This window comes from Pseudomonas sp. R1-6 (assembly GCF_051132115.1).
In the GTDB taxonomy this organism is placed as follows: domain Bacteria; phylum Pseudomonadota; class Gammaproteobacteria; order Pseudomonadales; family Pseudomonadaceae; genus Aquipseudomonas.
On sequence record NZ_CP071662.1, the window covers coordinates 2,010,664 to 2,026,803 of the forward strand.

Below are 16,140 nucleotides of genomic sequence, written 5' to 3' on the forward strand. Positions count from 1 at the left end.
CCCGGGGCGGTGGAGCCGTCCCGGGCTTTTTTATGGCTGGCTGTCAGGCCACCAAGCGTTTACGCCGCGTCCCGCGCCCGCTCTTCTTCACCCAGGCAAGCCGCCGCCGTGAACAAGACATCGGTGGACGAATTCAACGCCGTTTCAGCCGAATCCTGCAGCACGCCGATGATGAACCCTACGGCGACCACCTGCATGGCGATTTCGCTGGGAATGCCAAACAGGCTGCACGCCAGGGGAATCAACAACAGCGACCCGCCCGCGACCCCGGAAGCACCGCAAGCGCAGACGGCGGCAACGACACTGAGCAGCACGGCGGTGGGGATATCCACCACGATACCCAGGGTATGCACGGCGGCCAGTGTCAGGACCGTGATGGTAATGGCGGCGCCCGCCATGTTGATGGTCGCACCCAGCGGGATCGAAACCGAGTACGTATCCTCATGCAGGCCGAGGCGTCTGCTGAGCTCCAGGTTCACGGGGATGTTCGCCGCGGAGCTGCGGGTGAAGAACGCGGTGATGCCGCTTTCACGCAGGCAGGTAAACACCAGCGGGTAAGGGTTGCGACGCAGTTTCCAGAACACGATGAGCGGGTTGACCACCAGCGCCACGAACAGCATGCAACCGATCAGTACGATCAGCAGATGCAGGTAGCCGAGCAGGGCGCTGAAGCCAGAAGTGGCGAGCGTCGAGGCCACCAGCCCGAAAATCCCCAGCGGGGCGAAGCGGATGACCAGGCGCACGATCACGGTCACGCCGTTGGACAGGTCTTCGAGCACAGTGCGCGTGGTTTGGCCGGCATGGCGAATGGCGATGCCCATGCCGATGGCCCAGGCCAGGATGCCGATGAAGTTGCCGGTCATCAATGCACGGACCGGGTTGTCAACGACGCTCAACGCCAGGCTTTGCAGCACTTCGCTGATGCCACCCGGTGCGGTGACCGCAACGTCCTGGGTGCTCAGCACGAGGCTGGAGGGAAACAGCGTGCTTGCGATGACCGCGACCACCGCGGCCGCGAAAGTACCCAACAGATAAAGGAACAGGATCGGCCGGATATGGGTCTCCTGGCCGTGCTTATGGTTGGCGATCGAGGCCATGACCAGCACGAACACCAGGATCGGTGCCACCGCCTTGAGCGCGGACACAAAAACCTTGCCGACGAATTCAGTGGATTTCGCCAGGTCCGGCGCCAGCCATGCCAGGACAATACCGGCGATCAGGCCAATAATGATCTGCGTGACCAGGCCAGTGCTTTTGAGGCGGTGCAAGGGAGAAGGGGAGACAGCTGTCATAACGGTATCTCTGATTTTTTTATGTGTAACGGTCAGCCGAACGGGGCTATAAGCCGGCAGGCCACATGGACGGGACCGAAAGAAGGTAGAGCGTTTGCAGGTCGCGGACTTTATCACAGCCCGACGAAAAATCTGACGGACCCGTGACGATCCGTCACCCCCCATGTTTGAGCACGTTTTTCTGACGGGCACATTCTGGTAGGCTTTGTCCTTCTCACTTTTCAATACCGCCAGCGGGCCTATGGCTATCGCTGGTGTCGTCGTTTTTCCCGGAGTCGCGCATGCTGTTACCCATTTTCCTGTTGTCCGCTGCCGGTTTTACGGTGTTGACCACGGAATTCATCATCGTCGGCCTGCTGCCTTCCATTGCCCGCGACCTGCACGTCACCATTCCCCAGGCGGGGCTGTTAGTGACGTTGTTTGCGTTTACTGTCGCGGCGTTCGGGCCGTTCCTCACCGCCTGGTTCGCCCGGGTTGAACGGCGCAAATTGTTTATCAGCGTGCTGGTGATGTTCGCGTTGGCCAACACCCTGGCGGCGCTGGCGCCCAACATCTGGGTCATGGCAGTTGCCCGATTGATCCCGGCCCTAGGCTTGCCTGTGTTCTGGGCATTGGCCAGCGAAACGGCAGTGGACATAGTCGGGCCGCAGTTCGCCGGGAGGGCCATCGCCCGGATCGGCTTCGGTATCGTCTGCGCCACGGTGTTTGGTATCCCGGTGGGTACACTGATCAGCGATGCATTCGGCTGGCGAAGCGCCTTTGCGATCCTGGCCGTCATTGCGTTCGCCAAGGCGCTGCTGCTGTTCATCTACTTGCCTAGGACAAATCTGCATCAACACCAGGTGAGCTTTCGCTCGCAATTCAAGATCCTGCACAGCCCGTTGATGCAAGGGCATGTGTTGTTGTCGATCCTGGTGTTCAGCGGCATGTTCACCGCCTACACCTACCTCGCGGATATCCTTGAACGCCTGGCCGGCTTCGATGGCACGCTGGTGGGCTGGTGCCTGATGGGTTTCGGCGCGGTAGGCCTGCTCGGCAATTCCCTGGGCGGTCGCGCGGTGGACCGGCATCCCTTGATCGCCTCGATGGTGTTCTGCCTGTTCATGATCGGCGGCATGGTCGCGCTGGTGCCGAGTATCCATTCGACTCTTGGGCTGGCCGCCGCCCTTGGCATATGGGGCGTGACCCAGGCGGCGCTGTTTTTGGTCAGCCATGTCCGGCTGATGAAGGCCGCACCAGAAGCTCCGGCCTTTGCCGCGTCGCTGAATATCGCGGGGGCGAACCTGGGTATAGGCCTGGGCGCGATGGTTGGCGGTCGGGTCATCGATACCCTTGGGCTGGGTAAGGTCGGTTTCGCCGCGGCCGGGTTCATTCTGGTGTCGATCCTGCTGGCGTTATTGCTGATGACGTTCAAGCCCCGCGCCGCCTGTGTGCAGCACTAAGCGCTGAACAGCTCGCGCCGCGCCCCCTCGGCGATCGCGACGATGCCCGGGTGGCTGACCTTGCGCTCCACGGAGATGGCGTAGAAAGACTCGCTCACCGCATCGGTCTGGCCGATCACCTGTACCCCGTATTGCTGTTGGACTTCTTCAACGATCACGCTGGGACCGATGAAGATCCCGCTGCCGGATTGCCCAAACGCCTGCATCAATGCGCTGTCATCGAATTCACCGACGATGCGCGGTTGGATCTGCTGTTCAGCGAACCAGCGTTGCAGCCGGCTGCGCACGACTGTCTCCGGCCCGGGGATCAGCAGCGGGGCGTCATGCAGGCCGTGGGGGAAGTCCTGCCCATGATGTTCGGCCAACGCCGGGGTGGCGAAAAAGCTGATTCCGCATTCCCCCAGTTTCTGGCTGTAGCCCTTGATATCCAGATGACTTGGCATCGGACTGTCGGAAATCACCAGATCCAGGCGCTGGATCGCCAGGTCAGCCAGTAGCCGTTCGAGCTTGTCTTCCCGGCAGGTAATGCGCAGCGGCTCGCTCAATTCCATGGTAGGTGCCAACAGCCGATAAACGATGGATTTGGGCACGACGTCCGCCACCCCGACCCGGAACAGCGTTTGCTGCTCGTTGGGTTGAGCCCGCAGCATCAGCTCCAGTTCGCCGCCCAGTTGAAACATGTGCTCGGCGTAAGGCAGCGTCTGGCGGCCGGCCTCGGTCAGTTCCAACTGGCGTCCGACTCGGCGGAACAGCTTGATGTTGTAGGTCTGTTCAAACAATGAGATTTGCCCGCTGATGGTTTGCGGCGTCAGGTTCAGTTGCTCGCAGGCCCGCACGATGCTGCCGGTTTTCGCCACGACCCAGAAATAATGCAGCTGTCGATAATTGAGCATGATTCTCGCCGCTTCGTAAAAACCGAAGTATAGCCGCTGAAAATACGAATTTTCCTGAAGTATTTCCCTCTCTAGAATTCCGGGCCATCGGTGAGCCATCTTTCGTGCTCCGTCTATTCTCTGAGAGGCAATGTGCATGACGTATAGAACCCTGGGGCTTACAGGCTTGCTGGCATTTTCCTCGATGGCCCTGGTGGGCTGCGAACAAGCGGAAAAAAGCGCCCAACAATTGGCCGAGCAGTTGAAGGAGCAAGCTGTCGAAACGGCCAAGCAGGCCATCGACGATACGCACAAGGCCGCCGAGCAAGCCCTCAGTGACGCCACCGGCGGGCTGATCAGCCCCAAGAAAGCGCCGGAGAAGGACGCTGAAGAATCCGAACCCGCTACCCATACCCTCTAACCCGTCAAATCGAGTCAGGACTGACCCATGGATTATCTGTTACAGCTCGCCGCCAGCCCCACCGCCTGGATTGCTCTGGCAACCCTCGTCGTCATGGAAATCGTGCTCGGCATCGATAACCTGATCTTCATTTCGATCCTGACCAACAAGTTGCCCGAGCAACACCGTGCCAAGGCGCGGCGGATTGGCATCGGCATGGCGTTGATCCTGCGCCTGGGTCTGCTGAGCACCATCGCCTTCATCGTGCAATTGACGGAGCCTGTCATCGAGATTCTCGGCCAGGCGTTTTCCTGGAAGGACATGATCCTGATCGCCGGCGGCCTGTTCCTGTTGTGGAAGGCGACCACCGAGATCCATCACAGCATGGACCCGGCGCCCAATGATCCGAAGTCGGCCACTTCCGGCGTGACCCTGGGGTTTGCCGCTGCGATCGGTCAGATCCTGATGCTTGACCTGGTGTTCTCCATTGACAGCATCATCACGGCGGTGGGCATGACCGAGCACTTGCCGATCATGATTATTGCCGTCGTGGTCTCGGTATTGGTGATGCTGCTGGCCGCCGAGCCGCTGGCGAAATTCATCAACGACAACCCCACCGTGGTCATGTTGGCCCTGGGCTTCTTGATCATGATCGGCATGACGCTGATCGCGGAAGGCTTCGGTGCCCACGTGCCCAAGGGCTATATCTACGCGGCCATGGCCTTCTCGGCGGCTATCGAGGTGTTGAACATGATGTCCCGTCGCGCCAAGCAGAAGGTCTTGGTCGACGAAGCCTGATCCAAGGCAGACAAAAGCCGCCCGGGTTAACGCCCGGGCGGCTTTTTTCATGGTGACCCTCTAGGCCCTATACGAAACGTATCCGCACTCGCCCAGACTGCGTTGAACGAGGTTCGGAATGCTCATGTACTTCAGGACACTGCGCTTCCTCGCCCCGTTTCGCGTTGTCTGGCCTTCGCGATCACATTTCTGCAGGCCCTAGTGCGCGGTGGCGTGGCGCCTGGAAGATTTAGTGGTCTGCTGCATTTCTCGTCTTGGTGCGGGATGGTGGCGACGGGCGATTCGCAACACCCCCCACAACATGGCTGCCGCTACGCTCAACCAGCCGAAAACCAGCATCAGAATAGTCGTCATCAGGCTCATCTGCGCCTCCTTCTGCCCAGACCGGGCAATGCACTCTTACAATGGACAGTCTAGTCGCTCAAGTGTTACGGGCAGTCGATATCTTGCATGTGCAAAGAATCGGTTGGTTCTATCACGGTGTCGAAACTGTCGCTTATGGCTATACCCGGGCCGGCACGCGTCTTATCATCGTCGGCCCAAGCCCGGCCTTGATGCCGGGGCTGTCTGAATAAGAGAGTCATCATGTTGCCAGTAATTTCATCTTTTCGATCACTGGTATTGGCGACGGCGTGTCTCGCCGCTCTGGCGGGATGCGCGGGAAGTGTGTCGCCGCAAGTAAAGCGACTGCCTGAACGGGTAGAACTCAACAGCGTGCCGTTCTTTCGTGGCGAAATGTTCCAGGGCGCGCCGCAATCCCTGGCGGCCCTATTGACGTTGCAAGGCACAGTGACTACCCCAGGGTTGTTGGAGAAGCCGCTGCACCTGCCCGGCGGCGAGGCCCGTTTACAGCAGAACCTGCAAACCCTGGCACGTGAACATGGGCTGGTGGTGTATCCCCTGGAGGCTGAGCTTGGCGCGTTGCTCGAACAGGTGGCTGCCGGTTATCCGGTGTTGCTGCGCTATACCGACGGCTCGGCGTTCTGGGCTGAGCCGCGCTACGCAATCCTCGTGGGTTATAACCGGCACAAGCGCACCGTACTGCTGCGTTCAGGGATGAATCGGCGCTCCTCGATGAGTTTCGGTGCGTTCGAATCGGCTTTCAAAGGCGCTGGCGGTTGGGCAGTCTTGGTCCAGCAACCGGGGCAGTTGCCGGCCAATGTCGATTCGAAGCGCTGGTTGAAGGCCGCCGATGAGTTGGCCGGAGCAGGGCAGGAACAGGCAGCCGCGCGCGCCACCAAGGCTTTGGGCACCGCCCGCTGAGCGCTGCCCCGTTCGTCACCTGGCGGGCACGACCCGGCGTGCCTCGGGTTCTTACCGTCAAGGCCTGGAGTTTCCAGGCCATGATCCAAGGAGGCAGCAATGGCACAATCGAAAACACCTTCGGGACCGCATTCTTCCGAACATTCGTCCGGTGACGATGACCTGGGATTCGATCCCGACTCTCCGGACCTCGACGATCCCCAGGTCGATCCGATAGGGCCGGCCAAGGCACCCCAGGATGAGGACGACGAGGAACCGCCTTCTTCCCGGCCTTATGATCCGCTGGGTGATTTGAAGCCCTGAATGCAAATAGCCCCGACGAGTCGGGGCTATTCATGTGTGATGTATCGCGCCTTATTTAGACGCTTCCACCACACCGCTCTGGCGACTCTTGAGGTTCTTAGCGGCTTTGTATTGCAAGGCCACAGCCGGGACGCTGGCGCTTTTGCCGGTCTCGACCCAGCTACGGATGCGGCTTGCGTCGGCGAAGTGGGTGTATTTGCCAAACGCATCGAGGATGACCAGTGCCATCGGACGATTGCCCATCTTGGTCACCAATACGAGGCAGTGACCCGCCTGATTGGTGAAGCCGGTCTTGGTCAGTTGAATATCCCAATTGGCCTTGTGCACCAGGTGATCGGTGTTGCGAAAGCCCAGGCTGTAGACCGGTTTGCGGAACGTTACAGTCTTTTCCTTGGTGGTGCTCAGCTCACTCAGCAAGGGGTATTTGCGCGCGGCGATCAGCAGCTTCGTCAGGTCCCGGGCCGTCGACACGTTGTGGATTGACAGGCCGGTGGGTTCGACGTAATGGGTGCTGGTCATGCCCAGGGCCTTGGCTTTGGCGTTCATCGCCGCGATGAACGCCGCATAACCGCCTGGGTAATGATGGGCAAGGCTGGCGGCGGCTCGATTCTCCGACGACATCAATGCGATCAGCAACGTATCCCGGCGGGACAGTTCGCTGTTGAGCTTGACCCTGGAAAACACGCCTTTCATTTCCGGTGTGTTCGCGATGGTCATGGAAATGTATTCATCCAGGTTCTGCTTGGCGTCCAGCACGATCAGGCCGGTCATCAACTTGGTTACCGATGCAATCGGCACCACGACATCCGGACTGCTGGAATACACCACTTTGTCGGTCTGCAAGTCCAACAGGATGGCGCTGCCGGATGCGACTTGCAGTTTGGAAGTGTCCCGTGGAGCAGCGATGGTTTCCTGGGCACTGACGTTGTGCGCGATGAAAGTCCCTGTAAAGGCGAAAAACAGACTGATGATCGAAAGACGGATTTTCACGCGAGTAGACTCGATTGAGTTAAGGGTGCCGTTGAGCGGGGCGTGTTGAAAAAGCGCCGCATTTTATGAGTATGGGCGATGACAGCGCCATATGCCGCTGCCACCGGGACGCTTGAATAAATAAAGTTTAATGGACGTGGATTCTGGCGAATCGAATCTGAAAAAAATGTAATTCGAGCGTCACGGGTTGGATCGGATGTTGGCAGCTGAAAACACTGTGGGAGCGAGCTTGCTCGCGATAGGTAGGTCTCAGTCAACGGATATGCTGGCTGGTCCACCGCTATCACGAGCGAGCTCGCTCCCACAGGTTGCGTCGAGGCCTTTATCAGCTATGCAGCGTCTCGGCCGCGTACAGCGTGTTTTCCAACAGGCAGGCACGGGTCATCGGGCCGACGCCACCGGGAACGGGTGTGATCCAACCGGCGCGGGGCAGGGCGGTCTCGTAGGTCACATCGCCTACCAGTTTGCCGTCGTCCTGGCGGTTGATGCCCACGTCGATCACGATGGCGCCTTCCTTGATCCATTCGCCTTTGACCAGGCCAGGTTTGCCGGCGGCAACCACCACCAGATCGGCACGGCCGACGTGGCCGGCCAGGTCCTTGGTGAAGCGGTGGGTCACGGTGACGGTGCAGCCAGCCAACAGTAATTCCATCGCCATGGGGCGACCGACGATGTTGGAGGCGCCCACGACCACGGCATCGAGCCCGTAAAGATCCACCCCGGTGCTTTCCAGCAAGGTCATGATGCCCTTGGGCGTGCAGGGGCGCAGCAATGGAATGCGTTGGGCGAGGCGGCCGACGTTATAAGGGTGGAAACCGTCGACGTCTTTGTCCGGACGGATACGTTCCAAAAGCTTGGAGGCGTCCAGGTGTTCAGGCAGCGGCAACTGGAGCAGAACACCGTCGATGTTCGGATCGTCGTTCAGGCGGTCGATCAGATCGGCCAGCGCTTGCTGAGTGGTTTCGGAAGGCAGGTCGTAGGCCTGGGAAAGGAAGCCGACCTCTTCACAGTCTTTACGCTTGTGCGAGACATAAACCTGAGAGGCAGGATCGCTGCCGACCAGGATCACCGCAAGGCCGGGCGTGCGCAGGCCTTGCTGGCGGCGCTCGGTGACTCGTTGGGCGATCTGCTGGCGCAGGCTGGCGGCGATCGATTTGCCGTCGATAAGTTGTGCAGTCATTGCGCGTGGTTAACCATCGAGAGGGGAAAAAAAGAGAGCGCATTCTCGCATGCCGAGGCGTGAGGGCAAAGGCGCTTGGTCTGTAAATTCCCCTAACCCCTTTAATTAAATGAATTTTTTTTAAAAAAGAGTTGACGACCTATCGGGCCGTCTATAACATTCGTCGCACTTGTCGGGCACAGCCTAGCACTGGTTAAGAAGGTGGAGCGGAGTTGGATGTTTCAACTCGGTAAAACTGAAAGCACTTAGTTTGTAATCGTCCAAGAATACAGATTAAAAAGGCGCCCGTAGCTCAGCTGGATAGAGCATCCGCCTTCTAAGCGGATGGTCGCAGGTTCGAGTCCTGCCGGGTGCGCCATTAGGCAGCTTTGGCACAAGTAAGGCAACAAGGCAATATGGTGGGCGTAGCTCAGTTGGTAGAGCACGGGATTGTGACTCCCGTTGTCGTGGGTTCGATCCCCATCGTCCACCCCATATTCTAGAAAGGCGCCAGATTTAACAGTCTGGCGCCTTTGCTTTAAAAGCTTGATACGCGGATGTGGTGGAATTGGTAGACACACTGGATTTAGGTTCCAGCGCCGCAAGGTGTGAGAGTTCGAGTCTCTCCGTCCGCACCATACAAGTCGCTATTTAATTAGCAGAGAACGGCGCAGAACCTGAAAAGGGCTGCGCCGTTTTTGTTTTATTCGCGGACTCATGTCCGGTTTTTTTCATGCGGGCACAGGGCGATTCGTCGCGATTGTGTTTCGTGATGATGCTTGGCATGTCCGTCGGTCTTTTCGTGGAGGCCTTACGCCAAGTGCTCGAGGGCGGCGCTTCTATATATAGAAGCGCCGTGCAGAGCCCTGGCGAGGATCGACTTTATTTGCAAACCGGGCGGGGCATGACTGATTGCTCCGCTTCTAAACCCGGCGCCTGTTTCCCGCGCGTTTTCAGTAGGGTGACTTCTTGAGTTTGACCTACTAGAATGCATGCCCTTGATTCTGGGGTCGGAAACGCCCGGCCAACGTCTGTGCAACGAGGAATATCCATGCAAGTTTCTGTTGAAAATACTTCTGCTCTTGAGCGCCGCATGAGCATCACCGTGCCAGCTGAGCGTATCGAGACTCAGGTCAACAAGCGTCTGCAGCAGACTGCCCAAAAGGCCAAAATCCCAGGTTTCCGCCCAGGCAAAGTGCCAATGAGCGTGATCCGTCAGCGTTACGAAGCTGATGCGCGCCAGGAAGCCGTGGGCGACGTGATCCAGTCTTCTTTCTACGAAGCAGTGGTCGAGCAGAAGCTGAACCCGGCTGGCGCTCCTTCCGTCGAGCCTAAAGTGCTGGAAAAAGGCAAGGACCTCGAGTTCGTCGCCACGTTCGAAGTGTTCCCTGAGTTCACCGTTGCCGGTTTCGAATCCATTGCCGTTGAGCGCCTGAGCGCCGACGTTTCGGACGCCGACCTGGACAAGATGCTGGACATCCTGCGCAAGCAGAACACCCGCTTCGAAGCGACCGACCGTGCCGCCCAGAACGAAGACCAGCTGAACATCGATTTCGTCGGCAAGGTCGACGGCGAAGTATTCGCTGGCGGTTCCGCCAAGGCTACCCAGCTGGTGCTGGGCTCGGGTCGCATGATCCCAGGCTTCGAAGACGGCCTGGTTGGCGCCAAGGCCGGTGAAGAGCGCGTCCTGAACGTGACCTTCCCCGAGGACTACCAGAACCTGGACCTGGCTGGCAAAGCCGCCGAGTTCACCGTGACCGTCAACAGTGTTTCCGAGCCGAAGCTGCCTGAGCTGAACGAAGAATTCTTCGCTCAGTTCGGCATCAAGGAAACCGGCCTGGAAGGTTTCCGCGCCGAAGTTCGCAAGAACATGGAGCGTGAGCTGCGCCAGGCCATCAAGTCCAAGGTCAAGAACCAGGTCATGGACGGTCTGCTGGCTTCCAACCCGATCGAAGTGCCAAAGGCCCTGCTGGACAACGAAGTGAACCGTCTGCGCGTACAGGCCGTTCAACAGTTCGGCGGCAACATCAAGCCAGACCAACTGCCGGCCGAGCTGTTCGAAGAGCAGGCCAAGCGCCGCGTGGTACTGGGCCTGATCGTCGCCGAAGTGGTCAAGCAATTCGAACTCAAGCCTGACGAAGCCCGCGTGCGCGAGCTGATCCAGGAAATGGCCTCGGCCTACCAAGAGCCTGAGCAAGTGGTGTCCTGGTACTACAAGAACGAGCAGCAGCTGAACGAAGTCCGTTCGGTTGTGCTGGAAGAACAAGTTGTGGATACTGTTCTGCAGAAAGCTAGCGTGACCGACAAAGCGGTCTCTTACGAAGAAGCGGTCAAGCCGGTGGAAGCTCCACAAGCCGATTGATGGTTCTGCGGTAAGAAATACACACCATAAGCCAGCCTTCGCGCTGGCTTATGCGTATTCAAGACATAACTATTTGGGAGTGACTGCGAGACATGTCCCGCAATTCTTTTTATCAGCAGAGCTCTGACATTCAGGCCGCAGGCGGCCTGGTCCCTATGGTTATCGAGCAGTCCGCCCGTGGCGAACGTGCCTATGACATCTATTCGCGCCTGCTCAAGGAGCGCGTCATCTTCCTGATCGGCCCCGTCGAAGACTACATGGCCAACCTGGTTGCGGCGCAGTTGCTGTTCCTTGAGGCGGAAAACCCGGACAAGGATATCCATCTGTACATCAACTCTCCCGGCGGTTCGGTGACTGCGGGCATGTCGATCTACGACACCATGCAGTTCATCAAGCCTGACGTGTCCACCATCTGCATCGGCCAAGCCTGCAGCATGGGTGCGTTCCTGCTCGCCGGCGGCGCAGCGGGCAAGCGCCATTGCCTGCCTAACTCGCGCATGATGATCCACCAGCCATTGGGCGGCTTCCAGGGCCAGGCGTCGGACATCGATATCCATGCCAAGGAAATTCTGCATATTCGCTCGCGCCTGAATTCGTTGCTGGCCCATCACACCGGCCAAAGCCTCGAAACCATTGAGCGTGACACCGAGCGTGACAACTTCATGAGCGCTGAGCGTGCGGCCGAATACGGTCTGATCGACTCTGTGATCAACAAGCGTCAAATGCCTGCCTAAGCCGCTCAAAATGCAGGTGGTTGGGATGACCGGCCGCCTGCGGGCTTGAAAAAGCCCGCAATTGCCTTCATCTTGTGTTGCAAGCCTATCGGATTTGGATCGATCGAATGACTGACACCCGCAACGGCGAGGACAACGGCAAACTGCTTTATTGCTCCTTCTGTGGCAAAAGCCAGCATGAAGTACGCAAATTGATTGCCGGTCCCTCGGTCTTCATTTGCGACGAGTGCGTCGACCTGTGCAATGACATCATCCGCGAGGAGGTGCAGGAAGCCCAGGCCGAAAGCAGCGCGCATAAGTTGCCTTCGCCTAAAGAAATTAGCGGCATCCTTGACCAGTATGTTATCGGTCAGGAACGCGCGAAAAAGGTACTGGCCGTAGCGGTGTACAACCACTACAAGCGCCTGAACCAGCGTGACAAAAAGAATGACGAGGTCGAACTCGGCAAGAGCAACATCCTGCTGATCGGCCCTACGGGCTCGGGTAAGACCCTGCTTGCAGAAACCCTGGCCCGCTTGCTGAACGTTCCGTTCACCATCGCCGACGCAACCACCCTCACCGAGGCGGGTTATGTGGGTGAGGACGTCGAGAACATCATTCAGAAGTTGTTGCAGAAGTGCGACTACGACGTGGAAAAGGCCCAGATGGGCATTGTCTACATCGATGAAATCGACAAGATTTCCCGCAAGTCCGATAACCCGTCCATTACCCGGGATGTTTCCGGAGAGGGCGTGCAACAGGCCTTGCTCAAGTTGATCGAAGGCACGGTCGCTTCCGTACCGCCCCAGGGTGGTCGCAAGCATCCGCAGCAGGAGTTCCTGCAGGTCGACACCCGTAACATCCTGTTCATCTGCGGTGGTGCGTTCTCTGGCCTCGAAAAGGTCATCCAGAACCGTTCGACCCGTGGTGGCATCGGTTTCAACGCCGAAGTCCGCAGCAAGGAAGAGGGCAAGAAGGTCGGTGAATCCCTGCGTGAAGTCGAGCCTGACGATCTGGTCAAGTTCGGCCTGATCCCTGAATTCGTCGGTCGTCTGCCGGTCCTGGCGACCCTGGACGAGTTGGATGAAGCAGCATTGATGCAGATTCTGACCGAGCCGAAAAACGCCCTGACCAAGCAATACGCCAAGCTGTTCGAAATGGAAGGCGTAGACCTTGAGTTCCGTTCGGACGCGCTGAAGTCGGTTGCCAAACGAGCCCTGGAGCGCAAGACCGGTGCCCGTGGGTTGCGCTCGATTCTTGAAGGTGTGCTGCTCGATACGATGTATGAAATCCCCTCGCAATCCGAGGTGAGCAAAGTCGTGATCGACGAAAGTGTTATCGAAGGCAAGTCCAAGCCACTGTATATCTACGAAAACAGTGAGCCGGCTGCCAAGGCTGCGCCGGACGCGTGAGTGTCCCGCAGTTGAAATAAAAGAAGGGGCCTTCGGGCCCCTTTGCTATTAGCGCGTTTTAGACGTGTTAGCGCTTGTTTTTTTTGAAGGCTGCCCCCATCTTGGTTTCAAGCTTACTTCCATCTGTTTACGGCCTTATGGCCGCCGTAGAGGCGAAATCATGAAGACAACCATCGAATTGCCTCTCCTGCCATTGCGCGATGTCGTGGTATATCCGCACATGGTTATCCCGCTGTTCGTGGGGCGCGAGAAGTCCATCGAAGCCCTCGAGGCCGCGATGACGGGTGATAAGCAGATTCTTCTGATCGCTCAGAGAAATCCTGCCGACGATGATCCCGGCGAAGACGCACTTTATCGCGTAGGTACGATTGCAACGGTCCTGCAGTTGCTCAAGCTTCCCGATGGCACGGTAAAAGTGCTGGTTGAAGGCGAGCAGCGAGGGGCGGTCGAGCGTTTCAGCGAGGTGGATGGTCACTGCCGTGCCGAAGTCTCGCTCATCGATGAAGTCGATGCACCAGAGCGTGAGTCCGAAGTGTTTGTCCGCAGCCTGCTGTCGCAGTTCGAACAGTACGTTCAGCTGGGCAAGAAGGTGCCTGCCGAGGTGCTGTCGTCGCTTAACAGCATCGACGAGCCGGGACGCCTGGTCGACACGATGGCGGCTCACATGGCCCTCAAGATCGAGCAGAAGCAGGAAATCCTCGAGATCATCGATCTCTCAGCCCGTGTCGAGCATGTATTGGCATTGCTCGATGGCGAGATCGACCTGCTGCAGGTTGAGAAGCGCATTCGTGGTCGCGTCAAGAAACAGATGGAGCGCAGCCAGCGCGAGTACTACCTGAACGAGCAGATGAAGGCCATTCAGAAAGAGCTCGGCGATGGTGACGAAGGTCACAACGAAATCGAAGAGCTGAAGAAGCGCATCGATGCCGCCGGCCTGCCGAAGGATGCCCTTGCCAAGGCCCAGGCCGAACTGAACAAGCTCAAGCAGATGTCGCCGATGTCGGCGGAAGCCACCGTGGTGCGCTCCTACATTGATTGGCTGGTCCAGGTGCCATGGAAAGCCCAGAGCAAGGTACGTCTGGACCTGGCGCGTGCCGAGGATATCCTCGATGCCGACCACTACGGTCTGGAAGAGGTCAAGGAACGCATCCTCGAATACCTCGCTGTGCAAAAGCGTGTGAAGAAAATTCGTGGTCCGGTGTTGTGCCTGGTCGGTCCTCCAGGGGTGGGTAAAACCTCTCTGGCAGAGTCGATTGCCCACGCCACTAACCGTAAGTTCGTACGCATGGCCCTCGGCGGCGTGCGCGACGAGGCGGAAATCCGTGGTCATCGCCGTACCTACATCGGTTCGATGCCAGGAAGATTGATTCAAAAAATGACAAAGGTCGGCGTGCGCAACCCGCTGTTCCTCTTGGACGAAATCGACAAGATGGGCAGCGACATGCGCGGCGATCCAGCTTCTGCGTTGCTGGAGGTCCTCGATCCCGAGCAGAATCACAACTTCAACGATCACTACCTTGAAGTCGACTACGACTTGTCGGACGTGATGTTCCTCTGCACCTCCAACTCCATGAACATCCCGCCAGCGTTGCTGGACCGGATGGAGGTGATCCGTCTGCCGGGCTACACCGAGGACGAGAAGATCAACATCGCCGTCAAATACCTTTCGCCCAAGCAGATCCAGGCCAACGGCCTGAAGAAGGGCGAGCTGGAATTCGACGAAGAAGCAATCCGCGACATCATCCGCTACTACACTCGCGAAGCGGGTGTGCGGGGCCTTGAGCGGCAGATTGCCAAGGTTTGCCGCAAGGCCGTGAAGGAACACGCCCTGGAAAAACGCTTCGCGGTCAAGGTCACTTCGGACCTGCTGGAGCACTTCCTGGGCGTGCGTAAATTCCGCTACGGCCTTGCCGAACAGCAGGACCAGATTGGCCAGGTGACCGGCCTTGCGTGGACGCAGGTGGGTGGCGAATTGCTGACGATCGAAGCCGCCGTGGTGCCCGGAAAAGGCCAGTTGATCAAGACCGGTTCCCTGGGCGATGTGATGGTGGAATCGATCACGGCTGCGCTGACGGTTGTCCGCAGCCGTGCGCGGAGCCTGGGCATCCCGCTGGATTTCCATGAGAAACGCGACACCCACATCCACATGCCGGAGGGGGCAACGCCCAAGGACGGACCGAGTGCCGGCGTGGGCATGTGCACCGCCTTGGTTTCCGCGCTGACCGGCATTCCGGTGCGTGCCGATGTTGCGATGACGGGTGAAATCACCCTGCGCGGTCAGGTCCTGGCAATTGGCGGCTTGAAGGAAAAACTGCTGGCGGCTCACCGGGGTGGGATCAAGATTGTGATCATTCCCGAAGAGAACGTGCGCGATCTGAAGGAAATTCCTGACAACATTAAGCAGGATCTTCAGATCAAACCGGTTAAATGGATTGACGAAGTCCTGCAAATTGCGCTGCAATACGCGCCGGAGCCCTTGCCGGATGTGGCTCCGGAGATTGTCGCGAAGGAAGAAAAGCGAGAGTCTGACTCTAAGGAAAGAATTAGCACGCATTAATACGCATTTGCCTGGGGGGCTTCCTTGACAGTTTTTTAGAGCCCTTGTTATAAAGCGGCTCTTAAGTGTCTGCAGGCCATTCAGCACTCGTTTTTGCTTTCACCAAAAAAACTTAGAATCATCTCAAATAGATATAAGGGGACTTAGAGTGAACAAGTCGGAACTGATTGATGCTATCGCTGCATCCGCTGATATCCCGAAAGCTGCTGCTGGCCGTGCGCTGGACGCTGTAATCGAATCCGTCACTGGCGCTCTCAAGGCCGGCGACTCCGTTGTTCTGGTTGGTTTCGGTACCTTCTCCGTGACTGATCGTCCAGCTCGCACCGGTCGCAACCCGCAGACCGGCAAGACCCTGGAGATCCCGGCTGCCAAAAAGCCTGGCTTCAAGGCTGGTAAAGCGCTGAAAGAAGCCGTTAACTAAGGTTTCACTGAGTTTATCCGGGTCGGGGTCATGCCTGGCTTGGCAGCGGAGCGGTAATGCGTCCGGTAACATCCGGGCTGTCACGCCGAGGCTCGCGGGTTCGAGCCCGGTCCGCTCCGCCAGTTACGAGAAGGCGCATCCTCGGATGCGCCTTTC

The 16,140-nt window shown here is 58.3% G+C and carries 15 protein-coding genes and 3 tRNA genes; 13 read left to right on the plus strand and 5 right to left on the minus strand.

Features of this window, described 5'->3' with window-relative positions; translation table 11 throughout:
- Positions 1-59: 59 nt before the first annotated feature.
- Complete coding sequence (sstT, locus tag J3P81_RS09290; RefSeq protein ID WP_434563329.1) at positions 60-1,292, minus strand: serine/threonine transporter SstT; 1,233 nt, start codon at positions 1,290-1,292, stop codon at positions 60-62.
- A 281-nt stretch (positions 1,293-1,573) separates the two neighbouring features.
- On the opposite strand from sstT, the gene J3P81_RS09295 reads away from it, so the two are divergent.
- A complete protein-coding gene (locus J3P81_RS09295; protein WP_434563331.1) occupies positions 1,574-2,734 on the plus strand; it encodes an MFS transporter in 1,161 nt (386 codons plus the stop codon).
- Here J3P81_RS09295 and nhaR read toward each other — a convergent pair.
- Positions 2,731-3,627, minus strand: coding sequence for a transcriptional activator NhaR (nhaR, locus tag J3P81_RS09300; protein WP_434563333.1), 897 nt, complete (start codon positions 3,625-3,627; stop codon positions 2,731-2,733). The two genes, J3P81_RS09295 and nhaR, sit on opposite strands and share 4 nt — an antisense overlap.
- 136 nt (positions 3,628-3,763) lie before the next feature.
- On the opposite strand from nhaR, the gene J3P81_RS09305 reads away from it, so the two are divergent.
- Positions 3,764-4,027: a hypothetical protein gene (locus J3P81_RS09305; protein WP_434563335.1), complete on the plus strand. Its 264-nt coding sequence runs from the start codon at positions 3,764-3,766 to the stop codon at positions 4,025-4,027.
- Between the two features lie 27 nt (positions 4,028-4,054).
- Positions 4,055-4,804 (plus strand): TerC family protein, encoded by a 750-nt coding sequence (locus J3P81_RS09310; protein WP_420764637.1) that lies wholly within the window; start codon positions 4,055-4,057, stop codon positions 4,802-4,804.
- A 198-nt stretch (positions 4,805-5,002) separates the two neighbouring features.
- On the opposite strand, the gene J3P81_RS09315 is transcribed toward J3P81_RS09310, so the two are convergent.
- Positions 5,003-5,167 carry a hypothetical protein gene (locus J3P81_RS09315; protein WP_420764636.1) on the minus strand — a complete coding sequence of 55 codons (165 nt, stop codon included), beginning with the start codon at positions 5,165-5,167 and terminating at the stop codon, positions 5,003-5,005.
- A 222-nt stretch (positions 5,168-5,389) separates the two neighbouring features.
- Here J3P81_RS09315 and J3P81_RS09320 point away from each other — a divergent pair, with 222 nt between their 5' ends.
- Both J3P81_RS09320 and J3P81_RS09325 read left to right on the plus strand, forming a co-directional pair.
- Positions 5,390-6,067 (plus strand): peptidase C39 family protein, encoded by a 678-nt coding sequence (locus J3P81_RS09320; RefSeq protein WP_434563337.1) that lies wholly within the window; start codon positions 5,390-5,392, stop codon positions 6,065-6,067.
- A gap of 99 nt (positions 6,068-6,166) precedes the next feature.
- The gene (locus tag J3P81_RS09325; protein WP_420764633.1) at positions 6,167-6,370 is read left to right on the plus strand and encodes a DUF6021 family protein; all 204 of its coding nucleotides are present in this window, start codon (positions 6,167-6,169) and stop codon (positions 6,368-6,370) included.
- 51 nt (positions 6,371-6,421) lie between these two features.
- On the opposite strand, the gene pbpG is transcribed toward J3P81_RS09325, so the two are convergent.
- Both pbpG and folD read right to left on the minus strand, forming a co-directional pair.
- Positions 6,422-7,360 (minus strand): D-alanyl-D-alanine endopeptidase, encoded by a 939-nt coding sequence (pbpG, locus tag J3P81_RS09330; RefSeq protein ID WP_420764632.1) that lies wholly within the window; start codon positions 7,358-7,360, stop codon positions 6,422-6,424.
- A gap of 325 nt (positions 7,361-7,685) precedes the next feature.
- Positions 7,686-8,540 (minus strand): bifunctional methylenetetrahydrofolate dehydrogenase/methenyltetrahydrofolate cyclohydrolase FolD, encoded by an 855-nt coding sequence (folD, locus tag J3P81_RS09335; RefSeq protein WP_420764631.1) that lies wholly within the window; start codon positions 8,538-8,540, stop codon positions 7,686-7,688.
- Between the two features lie 281 nt (positions 8,541-8,821).
- Between folD and J3P81_RS09340 the strand changes: the two genes are divergently transcribed.
- The 8 genes from J3P81_RS09340 to J3P81_RS09375 all read left to right on the plus strand — a co-directional run bounded on the left by J3P81_RS09340 (position 8,822) and on the right by J3P81_RS09375 (position 15,984).
- A tRNA-Arg gene (locus J3P81_RS09340) sits at positions 8,822-8,898 on the plus strand.
- A gap of 40 nt (positions 8,899-8,938) precedes the next feature.
- Positions 8,939-9,014 (plus strand) — tRNA-His (locus tag J3P81_RS09345).
- 58 nt (positions 9,015-9,072) lie between these two features.
- A tRNA-Leu gene (locus J3P81_RS09350) sits at positions 9,073-9,157 on the plus strand.
- Positions 9,158-9,570: 413 nt separating this feature from the next.
- Positions 9,571-10,881, plus strand: coding sequence for a trigger factor (gene tig / locus J3P81_RS09355; protein WP_420764630.1), 1,311 nt, complete (start codon positions 9,571-9,573; stop codon positions 10,879-10,881).
- A 92-nt stretch (positions 10,882-10,973) separates the two neighbouring features.
- Positions 10,974-11,615 carry an ATP-dependent Clp endopeptidase proteolytic subunit ClpP gene (clpP, locus tag J3P81_RS09360; protein WP_003183177.1) on the plus strand — a complete coding sequence of 214 codons (642 nt, stop codon included), beginning with the start codon at positions 10,974-10,976 and terminating at the stop codon, positions 11,613-11,615.
- 107 nt (positions 11,616-11,722) lie between these two features.
- Positions 11,723-13,006 (plus strand): ATP-dependent Clp protease ATP-binding subunit ClpX, encoded by a 1,284-nt coding sequence (clpX, locus tag J3P81_RS09365; RefSeq protein WP_024778305.1) that lies wholly within the window; start codon positions 11,723-11,725, stop codon positions 13,004-13,006.
- 160 nt (positions 13,007-13,166) lie between these two features.
- Positions 13,167-15,563, plus strand: a complete 2,397-nt coding sequence (gene lon, locus J3P81_RS09370) for an endopeptidase La (RefSeq protein WP_039589135.1) — start codon at positions 13,167-13,169, stop codon at positions 15,561-15,563.
- 148 nt (positions 15,564-15,711) lie between these two features.
- Entirely contained in the window at positions 15,712-15,984 is a 273-nt protein-coding gene (locus tag J3P81_RS09375; protein WP_003183171.1) for an HU family DNA-binding protein, read from the plus strand.
- Positions 15,985-16,140: the final 156 nt, after the last annotated feature.